Genomic DNA, 15,201 nt, shown 5'->3' on the forward strand with positions numbered 1-15,201 from the left:
TCACTGTCTATTAAATAGCTCAGTGAATGGTTAGAGGGTTGTGTTATTTAGGTAATGCGTTGATATCATCTGGGTTAGTCAAATAAGGCACTGTCCAGCCTTTTTCATCATACTCAGACATGCATTTTTCAACTAAGCCTTTCATTGCAGCTAAATTACCATTACTTCTTGCATAACCAAGCGTTTGTAAGCGCACATCATCTTGGTTGCCTGCATAGTTAACTTCGTATACCTCGTGTCTACCACCAAACTCACTATCGATAGCATCCCATAGTAATTTAAGAATTTTAATCCGTTCTCTATGTCCCATTCCTTCAGAGCCACGACAATAAACACTTAAGTATTTATCTAACTCAGGGTTTTCAAAATCTTTTACACCAGAGGGTAAATAGATCATACCACTAGCTACCGTTTGGTGAATAATTTTCTTAATAATTGGATAAGCTAATGGCGCCATATTTCTATACACTTGTAATGCTTGGTTACTAGGTAGCATGGCAGGTGTACTCCAATTACTTTGTAACTCTGGGGCACCGTATGCGGCATCAGTTAACGACCAGAATAAGTTACGCCAAGCTATGACTTCCCCTACTTGTGCCGAGACACCACGAAATTCTATAGCCCCTGTGCACTCCAGAGCTTTAACTAATAAACCACTTAAAAAATCTAGCTTAACAGCTAGCCGAGTTAAGCCTTGCATAGGGTATAGCCTAGCAAAGCCGCCATCGGTTGCAAAACGACGGCAACGATCATAATCTTTATAAGCCAGTACATCTTCCCAAGGGATAAATACATTATCTAAAATAAGAATTGCATCATTTTCATCAAAGCGGCTTGATAATGGGTAATCAAAGGGTGAGCCAATAGCGCCTGCTATATATTCATAAGAGGTACGACAAATAAGTTTTACCCCTTTAGCATTCATTGGAGCAAGGAACATTAAAGCAAAATCAGGGTTATCACCCACAATTGAGGCAGAGCCAAAACCAATAAAGTTATAGTGAGTTAATGCAGAGTTAGTGGCAACTACTTTGGCACCTTTAACCACTATGCCATCTGCACGTTCTTCCACTACACGCATAAATACATCACTCACTTGATCAATGCTCTTATTACGGTCAATAGGTGGATTTACAATAGCGTGGTTAAAATATAAACAATTTTCTTGAATACGTTTGTACCAAAGACGTGCATTGTCTGCAAATTTTCCATAGAACTCAGGGTTAGCACCTAAGACACAACCAAAGGCTGCTTTATAATCAGCAGTACGTCCCATCCAGCCATAGGACATTCTTGCCCATCCTGCAATAGCGTCACGTTGTTGGTGCAAATCATCTGCTGTTTTAGCTATTCTAAAGAATTTATGGGTGTAACCACCATTGCCTGTATCCGTTTCCCAGCATAGTTCATCTTTTGTTTTTGGGTCATGTAGTGCATCATACATTTGTGCTACTACAGCTGCTGAATTACGAAAAGCTGGGTGAGTAGTGATATCATCTACTCGTTTACCATAAATATAAACTTCGCGACCATCACGTAAGCTTGCTAAGTATTCTTCACCATTTAAAGGACGTTTGTTACCGTCTAATTTCATAATTATTTTCTCCAGTACACATTATTGTTTTTATGTAAGGCACTATCATGATGAGTCTATGAATGGGAGTAAAGGTAGTTTTATAGCTAAAAAATGGTACTTTTCTTAAGGTTGTTGATAAGAGAAAGGTTTATTTAATAGTTTGATAATGATGGGATAGACGATAATCTTTAGTAGTAAATCCTGTATATTTGTTAAAAAATCTAGAAAAATAAGAAGGATCTTTAAAGCCCAATGTAAAGCAAATTTCATTAGCAGTAAGTTGGCTGTGAATCAGTAAACGTTTTGCTTCTTGTAGTAGTCGTTCTACTATTAGTTGTTTCGGGCTAATGCCAGCCATTCGCTGGCAGATTAAGTGGAGGCGAGCGGTAGTCATCCCTAATTCATTAGCATACTGGGTAAGTTGCCAATGTTCTTTATAGTGCTTTTCTAATAATTCATTAAATCGATAAAATAGTTGTAGGTCTTGCCGTTGAACGGTGTAGTTAGGATGATTACTATCAGTAAAACGAAATAGGGTAATAAATATTAATTGGATAAGAGCTGGCATCGTAAGTTGATAATTTGGTTTATTATTTTTAAATTCATTAGCAGCTATTTCAAATAATATATTTAATTGCTTAGCATCTTCCACTAAATCCATTTGTGGATTGGCTAGATCAATACATAAAGGTTTTCTAAGATTAAAACTAAGGTTGTTGTAATCAGGGCGGTTATTAAACAGTTGCCAAGCGTATGGTTGCCTAACTGTTATAACATGTCCTTCTGTATCTTTATCACTGGTAAAAGCATGGGGTACACCTGGTGGTGTGAAGAAAATCATAGGTCCTTCTAAACGATAGAACAAATCATCTAGTTGAACATGCACCATACCATTAAGTAAGTAATGAATTTGAAAAAGGCGATCATGACGGTGAATAGCTACATTACGACTAAAAAACCGAGAGAAACTACGATGAGACTCATAATGAAAGTCTGCTCCAGCATATCGTTGATCATAAACATCAAAGAGATCAAGAATAGGAATCTGTGATAGTTTGGGTATTTTTTGAGTCATTGTAATAAAGCCCATTAATTTGCTATTAATACTATTCTTTTTTATTTATTAATAGTCAATGTTATTTTTATTTTGCACTTATAAGAAGCAGACTTTGCGATTATTACAAAATAAACTAAAAACCTATTTACACTTTTATAACAACAACATACTATATACTTGAGTAGTAATAAGTAAAATTATTATTGCATACGATATTATAGATATAATCCTGTTATACCCCATTAGTTTTCTATCCCTCCTGTAATTAATATGAAAAATCCCTATCATTTATTAAATTCAAGAGAGTTAGTCACTATTAAGTAGTTATGTTAAAAAAAATCTCTATTATTACAGTGTTAGGATGCTCATACATCTATAACGTAGTAGCTGAAGAAACTAAATACGGTTACCAGCTATTACCTAATCAAATGCTTAACCTAAATGATAGTCTGCAATCTATTACATCTGATGCAGATACCAAAAATCTATATGGAATATATTATAACGACTCTAGCACAACAGAGTTAACGGCTAATCCATTAAATATAGAAGTTATTAATAGTAATGCAGGTAATACTTCTAATAGAACTATAGCCAATGGTCTTTATATCAATGGAACAAGTGCTGCAGCTAGGCCATCGCTGAATTTAGGTGATGGAAGCCAAATTACTACAAAAGCATATCAAACAATAGGAATTTTTTTAAGAAATAGCGATTTATCAGCTAGTAATCTTACTGTTACTGCTAATGGTCAAAATGGTGGTACAGGTATTTCTTTAATAGATAGTCAGGCTACATTAACAGGAAATAATACCATTAAAACTACTGGAACATTTTCAACAGGTTTAGCTATTTCTAACTCTACTTTTACTACAGATAAAATTAATATTGAAGTATCAGGGAGTAATTCAACTGCAGTAAATATCACCAATAACACAGGTAAAATAACAGATTTAGGTACTAGTAGTACTATTAAGCTTACTTCAGCAGATGGTTATGGAATTAGTATAAACAAAGGCTCTGTTATAGCCAATGATCTTACTATAGAAAATACTGGCAATAATTCTTTTGCTGTAGCTGTTTATAATGGTACTTTTACGATGAATGGTGGCTCTGTTACATCTAATTATGCAGGTATTACTACGGGTGGACTTGTTCCTTTACCTACAGACTATGTTCAAGAAATTAATTTAACGGATGTTACCATATCTTCCCGTGATAGAAGTTTACTAATATCTAATAGTGGCAACATGACATTAGAAAGGGTGCAAGCAACATCCACGACTGCTTCTGCTTTAATGCTCACTAATAATGGTATTGTTACAGCTAATGATACTTCTTTACAAGGCAAAAACAACGTTGTAAATGCAAATACTGGACAGGTTACCTTTTCAGGTAATACCAATATTATCTCAACAGATACCAATAGTAATGCAATTTATATTATAAACAATGCTGCTATTAACACGATACCTGAAGGTAGTACCATGAATATAGTAGGTAATATGCAAATTGGTCAATCGGGTACCAATAATATTATTGATTTAAAAATGAATACTGGCTCACAGTTTACTGGAAAGTCAGCTATTTATGATACAAACACTGGAGTTATTAATCTGGATATGACATACAGTATATGGAATATGACAGATGATTCCACTACTACAACATTAGCACTAGATAATAGTACAGTAAATTTTACTAATAGCAACTTTACAACTTTAACAACTAAAGAACTTAGTGGTATTGGTTTATTTAGTATGAAAACTGATATAGCCCAACAGCTAGGTGACTTAATCAATATTACAGAAACAACAACAGGTAACCATTCTCTTGCTATTGCCAACCAAGGTAGTGCTGCTACTGACGGCACAGAAACACTAACAGTTGTTACTACAGCTGATGGAGGTGGTAACTTTAAGCTCAATAATCAAGTTGAAGCTGGAGGTTATATTTATGGTTTAAGAAAAGCTAGTAATGATAAGGACTGGGAGTTATATGCTTTACCCTCTGGAGGTAATATTGGTGGTACACAAACTTCTTCAGCGTTAGCTGGTGCTAGCTTTTTAAATACCAGTTATCTACTAAACTATATAGATAATCAAACACTTTTACAAAGATTAGGTGACCTTAGAGTAACAGGTGCTGGTAATGCCACCAGTGGTTTATGGGTAAAAGCTTTTGGTGGTAAGCTTTCTTCTTTTGATGGAAAACAATTATCTGGTTTTGATATGCCTTACTCAGGGACTCAACTAGGAATAGATAAGGATTTTAGCGTTTCGTCAGGAACATTACTGGTGGGCGTTATGGCAGGTATTACGCAAGGTAATCTTAACTATAAACAAGGTGATGGTACGGCTAAAAATTATACATTAGGGCTTTATTCAACCTATTATCATGACCAAGGATTTTATGTAGATACAGTGCTTAAATATAATAATATTCATAATCAATTTAATGTTAAAGATACTACAGGAATGTCAGTTAAGGGTAAAGGAAGAACTCAGGGTATTAACGCATCTGTGGAAGTAGGAAAGCGTTTATGGATTAACGATAGTAAAGCAGGCTTTTATATTGAACCACAATTACAAGTATCTACAGGAGTACAAGGTGGGGATACAGTTAAGGCCAGTAATGGTTTAAAAATTAAGCTTGATTCCTATAACTCTACTTTAGGGCGTTCTAGCGCAATTATAGGCTACCAAACTCAAGGTACTAATCCTATAAATATTTATTTTAAATCTGGTTACTTAAGAGAGTTTAATGCTAATACTAGTTACAAATTAAATGGAAGTAAGGAAAAAAATAGTTTTCGTGGTCAATGGTGGGATAATGGCATAGGTATCACTGCAAATATTAATAAAGTACATAATATTTATATGGATGCTAATTATGCCAAAGGTAGTAAGTTCGATCAAAAACAACTTAATTTAGGCTATCGGTATAGTTTTTAAAAAGAGGTTATATATTTAGTTACTACTGTTACAGGTTAAAAACTAACCTGTAACAGGCATAATGCCAAAACTAATAAATAAATAAGCTAACCCTAAGAAGATAAAGAAACCACCACTATCAGTCATTGCTGTAATTAATACACTAGAGCCAAGAGCTGGGTCTCTGCCGCATTTGACCATGGTCATGGGGATGAGTACGCCCATAAATGCAGCCAGTAGCAGGTTAAGTGTCATGGCGGACATCATTACAATGCCTAATGACCAACTACCATAAAGATAGTAGGCGACAAGGCCGATAACGCTACCCCAAATCACACCATTAATAAAGGAAACACCTATTTCTTTGCCTAATAATCTAAAGGTATTAGCTGTAGTAATTTGATCAAGTGCCATTGCTCTTACAATCATGGTAATCGTTTGATTTCCTGAGTTGCCACCAATTCCTGCCACGATAGGCATTAAGGCGGCTAAGGCTACTAGTTTTTCAATGGTGCCATCAAATAAACCTATAACACGTGAAGCAATAAATGCAGTAACCAGATTAACTGCTAGCCATGCCCAACGGTTACGAACGGAACGCCAAACTGAGGCAAAAATATCTTCTTCTTCCCGTAAACCTGCCATATTTAGCATTTCGGTTTCGGTTTCTTCACGAATTAAGTCAACCATTTCATCAATAGTTAAACGACCTACGAGCTTACCATTTTTATCTACCACAGGTGCAGAAATAAGGTCATATCGTTCAAATGCTTGAGCTGCTTCATAAGCGTCTTCATCAGGATGGAAGATAACGGGATCATCTGCCATTACTTCAACAACGAGTACATCAGGGTCATTTAAGAGCAATTGTTTAATAGGCAAGACGCCTTTTAGTATGGCCTCTGAGTTAACCACAAAGATTTTATCAGTATGGTCTGGGAATTCTTTAAAGCGGCGTAAATAACGTAACACGGTTTCAAGGGTTACATCATCGCGAATACTTAGAATCTCAAAGTCCATTAATGCACCGACTTGATCTTCTTCATAAGATAAGGCTGATTGTAAGCGTTCACGTTCTTGGGTATCTAATGAGCTCATTAACTCTTGTAAAACATCATTAGATAATTCAGGGGCAAGGTCTGCTAATTCATCAGCATCCATGTCCTTAGCAGCTGCGATGATCTCATGATCATCCATGTCTGCCAATAACGTTTCACGAACAGCATCAGAAACTTCTAAAAGAATATCACCATCACGATCTGATTTTACTAATTGCCATAATAGTAGACGGTCATCTAATGGTAATGACTCTAATAGGTCAGCTATATCTGCCCAGTGTAATTCTTCTAGTTTTTGTTGTAGTTCAGTATAACTTGTTGTTAAGGGTAAACCATTTTCTTCAGTTTGTTGTTTTTCTTTATTGCATTGGCGAAGTAGGGTTTGAATTTGATCAAAGCGATCTTGTAGAGATTCTTGCGGTTTTGTTTCGGTTTCAATCATTACAGCCTCCATTCCCAGATGGTTTGAAGGCTCACCATGGGAATTATTTAATCGCTAAGCGACTATTATAGCAACAGTGTATGTCCATAGTATGAAAATGCTTTAGGCAAAGCCTATTGGCAGTTGTTCTCCACAAATTTAGTAGAAAGATAATTAAAGTTTCTTAAATTAGACTTTAAAAAAAAACCTGCTAGTGCAGGTTTTTAGTATTCTGGCGCGCTCGAGAGGATTCGAACCTCTGACCGCTCGGTTCGTAGCCGAGTACTCTATCCAGCTGAGCTACGAGCGCGCAATGTGCAAATAAACAATTGATTTATATTAAATGGCGCGCTCGAGAGGATTCGAACCTCTGACCGCTCGGTTCGTAGCCGAGTACTCTATCCAGCTGAGCTACGAGCGCACGTATAAAACAAAGCAAGTGTTAAATCGCAGGCGCGAACTATACTCCATCAATCACTTTAGGGCAAGTATTAATTTGAAAAAAGTAATATTTATTTTGATAAGTTATTGTAATATAAATATTTTATTGGAAATAAAAAGCGCATCAAATAACAAGTATTTAATACGCTTTAGTTAGAGATAGATTATCAAACTTCAATAATATGACGTTTTAATTTATCCATTGCATTTTTTTCTAGCTGGCGAATACGTTCTGCCGATACGTTATATTTTGCTGCTAAATCATGCAAAGTTGCTTTATCATCAGATAGCCAGCGTTGTTGTAAAATATCTTTACTACGCTCATCTAGTTTTTCTAATGCTTCATGTAGGTTGTTAGAGGAACTATCACTCCAATCTGCATCTTCTAATTGAGTAGCAGGATTGTAGCGATTATCTTCTAAATACGCAGCAGGTGCATAGATAGCAGTTTCATCATCTTCATCAGTTGCAGGGTCAAATGCCATATCAGACCCTGTAAGACGGCTTTCCATCTCGCGGATGTCTTTTGCGTCTACACCTAGTTCATTCGCAACATTAGCCACTTCTTCATTATTTAACCAATTTAAACGTTTCTTTTTACTACGTAAGTTAAAGAATAATTTACGTTGAGCTTTAGTGGTGGCAATTTTAACAATGCGCCAATTCTTTAAAATAAATTCATGTATTTCAGCTTTAATCCAATGTACTGCAAAAGAAATAAGGCGAACACCCATTTCAGGATTAAAACGTTTCACTGCTTTCATTAAACCAACATTACCCTCTTGAATTAAGTCAGCTTGAGGCAGACCATAACCAGAGTAACTACGGGCAATATGAACAACAAAGCGTAAGTGAGCAAGCACCAGTTGGCGAGCGGCATCTAAATCTTGTTCATAATAGAGCCGATCTGCCAATTCATGTTCCTGATCAGCTGTTAACACAGGCAAACTATTTACTGAATGCACATAGGCTTCCAGATTAGCTCCTGGTGTTAGCATTTGAACAGGTATTAAGTTTTTTGACATTCGATTCTCCCAAAAAATGAAAACCCAATAAATAACTTCTTATTGAGAATTATACTCTTTTAGACTATAAAGAATATCTAATAGTTCCGCTAGTCTTTTAGTTTTTAAAATTGTTTCTTTATGCTAATAAAGCTAGTTATACCATAGGTTTATCGTTAGCGTGGTGCTAGTTCGCGAAGGTGTCTAGCAACGGCTAACCACGCTCCAATCCAACCTAATAGCACAGCTCCAATAATTAAAGAGCAGGCATCTTCCAATGAAACACTTGATAGCTTAAAGTCACTGGCATACAAACCAGCTAATTGTACTACATAAGTATTGATCCAGTTAAGTCCAAAAGCTAATAAAGCCCATGCAAATAGTCCAGCACCTAAACCATAGAGTGTTCCCATATAGATAAAGGGACGACGTACATAGCCATCTGTACCACCTACTAACTTAATAACCTCTATTTCAGCTCGTCTATTCTCAATAGCAAGACGAATGGTATTACCAATAACAAGCAATAATGCAGCAATTAATAATAGTGAGATACCAAAAACAAATCGCTCACCTAGTTTAAGAATAGACATAAGTCGTTCTAACCATTGCATATCTAATTCAGCTCGATCGACTTCTGGTAACTGTTGTAGATTATGTTGTAGTTCAGTGATTGTATTCTGAACCAATTCTTTCGGCGTAACTACAATCACTACAGGCAAAGGGTTGCTTGGTAATGCTTGTAAAGCCTCTCCTAAACCAGTTTGTTCTTGAAATTCTGCAAGCGCTTGTTTTTTAGTAATAAGTTGTGTGCTTTCTATATCTGGATTTTGATTAAGCTCATTTTGTAATTGGCTAGCTTTCTCGTCATCAACATCTAAATGTAAGAATAGGGATATTTGTGCGGCCTGTTGCCAAGACCCTGCCAATTCATTGATATTTTTTAGGATAATAGATAATCCCATAGGTAAACTTAATGTTACTGCAATAACAAGGCAGGTAAAGAAGCTGGCAATGGGATGTTTAACAAGTCTTAAAAAACTATCAGTTAAACTAGCTTTATGATTTTCTAGCCATGAGTGGAAAAGTTCACCAAAGCTAGGCTCACCGTCTTGTTTTTTAGACTTCTGTGGTTGATTAGTAGGTCTTACATCAGACATTAGGCAGCCTCTCCATCACCAATTAAGCGACCACGTTGCAAGGTGAGTAGACGGTGGCGCATTCTCGCAATAAGTGCTAAATCATGACTTGCAATGATAACAGTTGTACCCAAACTATTGATATCTTCAAAGATTCCCATGATTTCAGAAGCTAGTCGTGGATCTAGGTTACCTGTAGGTTCATCTGCAAGTAATAAGGCCGGTTGATGCACAATTGCTCTAGCAATACCTACCCGTTGTTGTTGACCTGTTGAAATATTAGAGGGTAGTTGTTCGGCTTTTTCTTTTAAGCCTACACGGTCAAGTGCTGTAATAACTCGCTTATAGGTTTCTTCTTTACCAAGCCCAAGAATTTGTAAAGGTAAAGCAACATTGGCAAATACATCACGATCAAATAATAGTTGATGATTCTGAAAAACAACACCTATTTGTCTTCTTAAAAAAGGAATATGTGCATTTGAAATACGTGATAAGTCTTGACCTGCTAGCATGATTTTACCTGAGCTAGGGCGCTCCATGGCAAGCAATAGTCGTAATAAAGTACTTTTACCTGCGCCTGAATGGCCTGTAACAAACAGAAACTCGCCTCGACGTACATGAAAGCTAAGTTCATGTAAGCCGATATGCCCATTAGGGTAGCGTTTTGCAACATGGTCAAAACGTATCATAATTAATCCTTAAAGATTGCCTGTACAAAGGGCTCTGCCTCAAAAGGACGCAAATCATCAATGCCTTCACCTACACCAATATAGCGAATAGGTAACTGCATTTGATTGGCTAAGGCGAAGATTACTCCACCTTTTGCGGTACCATCTAATTTAGTTAATGCAATACCAGATAACTCTACTGATTGATTAAATAATTTTGCCTGACTTAGCGCATTTTGTCCTGTACCTGCATCTAACACTAATAATGTTTCATGAGGTGCTGTGTCATCAATTTTAGTGATAACACGTTTTACTTTTTTCAATTCTTCCATAAGGTTTTCTTTATTATGGAGTCTGCCTGCTGTATCAGCAATTAGCACATCCATCCCTTTGGATCTGGCCGATTGTACAGCGTCAAAAATAACAGAAGCAGAGTCAGCGCCTGTATGTTGTGCAACAACAGGAATATTATTACGCTCACCCCATACTTGCAATTGTTCAACAGCCGCTGCGCGGAAAGTATCGCCAGCAGCTAACATCACTTTTTTACCTTGTTGCTGTAATTTTTTGGCTAGTTTCCCAATAGTGGTTGTTTTACCTGCACCATTAACCCCTACGACTAAAATAACGTAAGGAGAGTGATTTTTTTCTATAGTCAATGGTTGTTCTACGGGTTTTAGCATTGCCACTAATTCTTCTTTTAGTGCTTGGTAAAGTGCACCACTATCAGCAAGTTGATCACGTTTTATTTTTTGAGTTAAGCTTTCAATAATGCTATTAGTCGCCTCAAAACCAACATCAGAAGTTAATAGTAATGTTTCTATTTCTTCTAATAAATCATCATCAATTTCTTTTTTGCCCAAAAAGATACTGGCAATCCCTTCACCAAAAGAGGCACTAGTTTTTGCTAAACCTTGTTTAAGGCGTGCAAAAAAACCTTTCTTTTCAGTAGGGGTGGAGCTATTATTTTCTGGTTCTGGTTCTGGTTCTGGTTCTGGTTCTGGTTCTGGTTCTGGTTCTGGTTCTGGTTCTGGTTCTGGTTCTGGAGTTTCTATTGTTTCACTAATTTGCTCTGCTATAGTAATAGTTTCCTCAACTGTTTCTACTGATACAGTTTTAGAGGGTTCAACAATAGTATCAATTTGTGGCTCTTCTGCAATAGCAGGTTCACTTTCTGGTGATGTTGAAACGGATTCAGTTGTTTCTGTTATAGTTTCTTCTATAGATAAAGGCTCATCCACTACAACTGTTTCTTCAGTTTTAGGTTTGCGACGAAGCCAACCGAAAAGCCCTTTCTTTTCTTTCTCTTCTTTGGTGGGTTGATTATCTTTAGAGTCTGACATGCGCCTATTATCTCAATAACAAATATAATATATAAATTATGTAACAAAGCACTGGGTGATAAATAATAACTGACTTTGCTACATTATAAATAATAAATGTATTATCCTAACATATTGCTGTTGGATGTCAGTATTTAATAATACTATATTTTCTACTAAGAATAGGTAAACTTAATGATTGTTCGTCGTATTGTAATGTTTCTAAGCATTACAGGTTTTTCTTTAAGTGCATTAGCTACACCTGCACAGCCTACCCATGAATTTACTTTAGATAATGGCTTGAAAGTGATTGTTAGAGAAGACCATCGTGCACCTGTGGTTGTTTCACAGTTATGGTATAAAGTAGGGTCAAGTCTTGAAGCGCCAGGTTCTACAGGCTTATCGCATGTGTTAGAGCATATGATGTTTAAAGGTAGTAGTAAAGCTGGTGCAGGTGAAGCATCACAAATATTAAGTAATTTGGGGGTGCAAGAAAATGCTTTCACAGCAGATGATGTTACGGTGTATTACCAAGTTCTAGCAAAAGATCGTTTGCCTGTAGCGCTCGAGTTAGAAGCTGATCGTATGGCGACTTTAAAAATTCCTGCTGATGAATTTGCAAAAGAACTTGAAGTAGTTAAGGAAGAGCGAAGATTACGTACAGATGATAATCCGAATGCTTTAGCTTATGAACGTTTTAGAAGCTTAGCTTATCTCGCCAGCGGATACCATAACCCACCCATTGGTTGGAAGTTTGATTTAGATCGCATGTCTGTAGAAGATTTAAGAGCTTGGTATCATCGTTGGTATGCTCCAAATAATGCAGTATTGGTATTAGTGGGGGATATAACAGTAGATGAGGCTAAAAAACAAGCAAATCGTTGGTTTGCTAAGATCCCAAGAAGTACAGATGTTAACCTTAAAAAGCCTTTTGAGTTAGCAACTCCAGGTGAACGTCAATTAACTATACATGTTAAAGCACAACTACCTACTTTACTCATGGGGTTTAATGTTCCTAGTTTATCTACTGCGGATAATAAACGCGAAGTTTATACGTTAGAGTTAATCGCTGCCTTGCTCGATGGTGGTAATAGCGCTCGTTTAACAACAGACCTAGAACTTAAACAAGAGTTAGTAACAGGGGCAGGGATTGGTTATTCATCTGTTAGGCGTGGTGATAGTCTTTTTATGTTTAGTGCATTACCTAATGTACAGAAAGGTAAAACAATTGAAGAGGTAGAAAAGGGGATTTGGCAGTTGTTAGATCAACTTAAAACAACTAAACCTTCTGCCGAAGAGTTAGAAAGAGTAAGGGCTCAGTTAATCGCTTCATTAGTTTATTCACGTGACTCTATCTCTAGTCAAGCAATGACCATAGGAATGTTAGAGGCGCTTGATTTACCATGGCAGTTAGCTGATACAGAGTTAGATGAGTTGAATGCTGTAACACCAGAAGATATTCAAAATGTAGCCAAAAAATATTTTACCCGCGATCGTTTAACAACAGCTTATGTATTACCAGAGGAGAATAAAAATGACTAATTGGAAAAAACTAGTGATAGCTATCCAGTTAGGATTAGTGTGTTCTTTTGGTAGTATTTCTTACAGTTGGGCTGATACAGCGATTAAACTAAAGTTAGAGTCTGTAGCAGAGTTAGGCCAATCAGCTCCTGTTGGCCGTCATCTAAATATTCAGCAGTGGCAGACTAGTGCGGGTAGTAAAGTATTATTTGTAGAGGCTCATGAGCTACCTATGTTTGATGTTCAATTAACATTTGCAGCAGGTAGTAGTCATGATGGAGATAAGCCTGGGTTGGCGCTATTAACAAATGGAATGTTAAATGAAGGTGTTAAAGGCATGGACGTAACAGCTATTGCCAAGACTTTTGAGGGGGTAGGAGCGAATTTTGGTAATGGTTCTTATCGAGATATGGCAATTGTATCATTACGTAGTTTGACTGATCCTAAAAAAAGCCAAGTGGCTGTAGATTTATTAACGAAAGTGATTAGTGAACCAACTTTTCCTGAAAACTCTTTTGAGCGTATTAAAAATCAGCTATTAACTGGTTTTGAGATTGATAAGAAAACACCGGGTAGGTTAATTACTAAAGAATTTTACAATAAGCTTTATGGTGATCATCCTTATGCACATAGTAGTGATGGTAATCCTGAAAGTATTAAAGCGATAACTATTGCAGACCTTAAGAAATTTTATCAAGCAACTTATAACTCAAAAAATGTAGTTATTGCTATTGTTGGGGATTTATCGAAGCAGCAAGCTGAGGAGTTAGCAGAAAAGATCTCATCCTCTTTACCTAAAGGAGAAACATTAGCTACAGTGGAAGCACCTAAACCAGTGAAAGCAGGTAACTATCATACTGAGTTTTCTTCTCAACAAACGCATATAGTTTTAGGTCAGTTGGGTGTGACGCGTAATGATCCTGATTATCCTGCCTTATATGTAGGTAATCAAATTCTTGGCGGTAGTGGTTTAACTTCTCGATTGATGCAAGAGGTGAGGGAGCGTCGTGGTTTAACTTATGGAATTTATTCAGGGTTTTCTACTATGCAGGCTGCTGGGCCTTTTAGTATAGGCTTGCAAACACGTGCTGAAATGGCGGATGGTTCTTTGGCGCTTATTAAAGATATTGTACGTGAATATTTAGCTAATGGTCCTACAGAGCAGGAGTTAAATGATGCAAAACGTGAAATATCAGGAAGTTTTCCATTATCTAATGCTAGCAATAGTAATATAGTATCTCAATTGGGGGCTATTGGTTTTTATAACTTGCCTTTAAATTATTTAGAGGATTTTATTAAACAAATAGAAGCATTAACACCAGAACAAATTAAGCAAGCAATGAATAAACATCTGAAAATGGAGGATTTTATTGTGGTGACAGTAGGTCCTACCGTTAAACAACAGCCATTACCAACGCCTACTGCACCTAAAAAACAGCCAATGGGAGTACCTCATTGAGTAAGGGTTCAGCTAAGCAAGGACAGTTGCGTATTATTGGTGGTGAGTGGCGTAGCCGTAAAGTAAGTTTTATAGATGCTGAGGGGCTACGACCGACACCCGATAGAGTTAGAGAAACACTGTTTAATTGGTTGGCTCCTTATATTGAAGGGGCGGCAGTATTAGATCTTTTTGCAGGTAGTGGTGCTTTATCATTAGAAGCGCTTTCTCGAGGTGCGGTTAGTGCAACAATACTTGATATAAACCATCAGGTAATTAGTAACTTAAAAAGCCAATTGCAAATTTTAAATTGCCAGCGTGCTACTTTGATTAATCAAAGTGCATTGTTGTTTTTACAAAAACAGGCGACTAAACAGTTTGATGTAGTGTTTTTAGACCCACCTTTTAGGAAAGATATGTTGCAGCAGGCTTGTCAGTTATTGGCAGATAATGGTTGGTTGGCTAATAAAGCATGGGTTTATACAGAAAGTGAGATAATGCCATCTCAATTATTAATGCCTACAAATTGGCAACTATATAGGGAAAAGAAAGCAGGGCAAGTTTATTATAGTTTGTGGTTATCTCAATAGGTACAGATTAAGCTGGCTTAACTTATTAGGTTA

Annotated in this window: 11 protein-coding genes and 2 tRNA genes; 4 read left to right on the top strand and 9 right to left on the bottom strand. The window is 36.7% G+C overall.

Features of this window, described 5'->3' with window-relative positions; translation table 11 throughout:
* Positions 1–43 precede the first annotated feature (43 nt).
* Together hpaB and hpaA are read right to left on the bottom strand one after the other, a co-directional pair.
* Complete coding sequence (hpaB, locus tag MTZ49_RS05115; RefSeq protein WP_264747284.1) at positions 44–1,594, bottom strand: 4-hydroxyphenylacetate 3-monooxygenase, oxygenase component; 1,551 nt, start codon at positions 1,592–1,594, stop codon at positions 44–46.
* Positions 1,595–1,724: 130 nt separating this feature from the next.
* Complete coding sequence (hpaA, locus tag MTZ49_RS05120; protein ID WP_264747285.1) at positions 1,725–2,651, bottom strand: 4-hydroxyphenylacetate catabolism regulatory protein HpaA; 927 nt, start codon at positions 2,649–2,651, stop codon at positions 1,725–1,727.
* 308 nt (positions 2,652–2,959) lie between these two features.
* Between hpaA and MTZ49_RS05125 the strand changes: the two genes are divergently transcribed.
* On the top strand, positions 2,960–5,587 hold the full coding sequence (locus tag MTZ49_RS05125) for an autotransporter outer membrane beta-barrel domain-containing protein (protein ID WP_264747286.1): 2,628 nt from the start codon (positions 2,960–2,962) through the stop codon (positions 5,585–5,587).
* Between the two features lie 42 nt (positions 5,588–5,629).
* Here the strand turns inward: MTZ49_RS05125 and mgtE are convergent, their stop codons facing one another.
* The 7 genes from mgtE to ftsY form a co-directional block, all read right to left on the bottom strand.
* Entirely contained in the window at positions 5,630–7,066 is a 1,437-nt protein-coding gene (gene mgtE / locus MTZ49_RS05130) for a magnesium transporter (protein ID WP_264747287.1), read from the bottom strand.
* Positions 7,067–7,278: 212 nt separating this feature from the next.
* Positions 7,279–7,355, bottom strand: a tRNA-Arg gene (locus MTZ49_RS05135).
* Positions 7,356–7,389: 34 nt separating this feature from the next.
* A tRNA-Arg gene (locus MTZ49_RS05140) sits at positions 7,390–7,466 on the bottom strand.
* A 187-nt stretch (positions 7,467–7,653) separates the two neighbouring features.
* Positions 7,654–8,511, bottom strand: coding sequence for an RNA polymerase sigma factor RpoH (gene rpoH, locus MTZ49_RS05145; RefSeq protein ID WP_264747288.1), 858 nt, complete (start codon positions 8,509–8,511; stop codon positions 7,654–7,656).
* A gap of 155 nt (positions 8,512–8,666) precedes the next feature.
* Positions 8,667–9,650, bottom strand: coding sequence for a permease-like cell division protein FtsX (gene ftsX, locus MTZ49_RS05150; protein WP_264747289.1), 984 nt, complete (start codon positions 9,648–9,650; stop codon positions 8,667–8,669).
* Positions 9,650–10,318 (bottom strand): cell division ATP-binding protein FtsE, encoded by a 669-nt coding sequence (gene ftsE, locus MTZ49_RS05155; protein ID WP_264747290.1) that lies wholly within the window; start codon positions 10,316–10,318, stop codon positions 9,650–9,652. The genes ftsX and ftsE overlap by 1 nt, the downstream gene beginning before the upstream one ends.
* A gap of 2 nt (positions 10,319–10,320) precedes the next feature.
* On the bottom strand, positions 10,321–11,640 hold the full coding sequence (gene ftsY / locus MTZ49_RS05160) for a signal recognition particle-docking protein FtsY (protein ID WP_264747291.1): 1,320 nt from the start codon (positions 11,638–11,640) through the stop codon (positions 10,321–10,323).
* A 174-nt stretch (positions 11,641–11,814) separates the two neighbouring features.
* Here ftsY and MTZ49_RS05165 point away from each other — a divergent pair, with 174 nt between their 5' ends.
* From MTZ49_RS05165 to rsmD, 3 genes are read left to right on the top strand one after another with little or no spacing between them, the layout of a single operon-like run.
* On the top strand, positions 11,815–13,161 hold the full coding sequence (locus MTZ49_RS05165) for a M16 family metallopeptidase (protein ID WP_413774175.1): 1,347 nt from the start codon (positions 11,815–11,817) through the stop codon (positions 13,159–13,161).
* Positions 13,154–14,599, top strand: a complete 1,446-nt coding sequence (locus MTZ49_RS05170) for a M16 family metallopeptidase (RefSeq protein WP_264747292.1) — start codon at positions 13,154–13,156, stop codon at positions 14,597–14,599. The genes MTZ49_RS05165 and MTZ49_RS05170 overlap by 8 nt, the downstream gene beginning before the upstream one ends.
* Positions 14,596–15,168, top strand: a complete 573-nt coding sequence (rsmD, locus tag MTZ49_RS05175) for a 16S rRNA (guanine(966)-N(2))-methyltransferase RsmD (protein ID WP_264747293.1) — start codon at positions 14,596–14,598, stop codon at positions 15,166–15,168. The genes MTZ49_RS05170 and rsmD overlap by 4 nt, the downstream gene beginning before the upstream one ends.
* Positions 15,169–15,201 lie beyond the last annotated feature (33 nt).

This window comes from Entomomonas sp. E2T0, from assembly GCF_025985425.1.
GTDB lineage: Bacteria > Pseudomonadota > Gammaproteobacteria > Pseudomonadales > Pseudomonadaceae > Entomomonas.

Bases quoted from the DNA above. Each gene is read 5' to 3' on its own strand.
- hpaB (WP_264747284.1), bottom strand. From the start codon at position 1,594: ATGAAATTAGACGGTAACAAACGTCCTTTAAATGGTGAAGAATACTTA.
- hpaA (WP_264747285.1), bottom strand. From the start codon at position 2,651: ATGACTCAAAAAATACCCAAACTATCACAGATTCCTATTCTTGATCTC.
- MTZ49_RS05125 (WP_264747286.1), top strand. From the start codon at position 2,960: ATGTTAAAAAAAATCTCTATTATTACAGTGTTAGGATGCTCATACATC.
- mgtE (WP_264747287.1), bottom strand. From the start codon at position 7,066: ATGATTGAAACCGAAACAAAACCGCAAGAATCTCTACAAGATCGCTTT.
- rpoH (WP_264747288.1), bottom strand. From the start codon at position 8,511: ATGTCAAAAAACTTAATACCTGTTCAAATGCTAACACCAGGAGCTAAT.
- ftsX (WP_264747289.1), bottom strand. From the start codon at position 9,650: ATGTCTGATGTAAGACCTACTAATCAACCACAGAAGTCTAAAAAACAA.
- ftsE (WP_264747290.1), bottom strand. From the start codon at position 10,318: ATGATACGTTTTGACCATGTTGCAAAACGCTACCCTAATGGGCATATC.
- ftsY (WP_264747291.1), bottom strand. From the start codon at position 11,640: ATGTCAGACTCTAAAGATAATCAACCCACCAAAGAAGAGAAAGAAAAG.
- MTZ49_RS05165 (WP_413774175.1), top strand. From the start codon at position 11,815: ATGATTGTTCGTCGTATTGTAATGTTTCTAAGCATTACAGGTTTTTCT.
- MTZ49_RS05170 (WP_264747292.1), top strand. From the start codon at position 13,154: ATGACTAATTGGAAAAAACTAGTGATAGCTATCCAGTTAGGATTAGTG.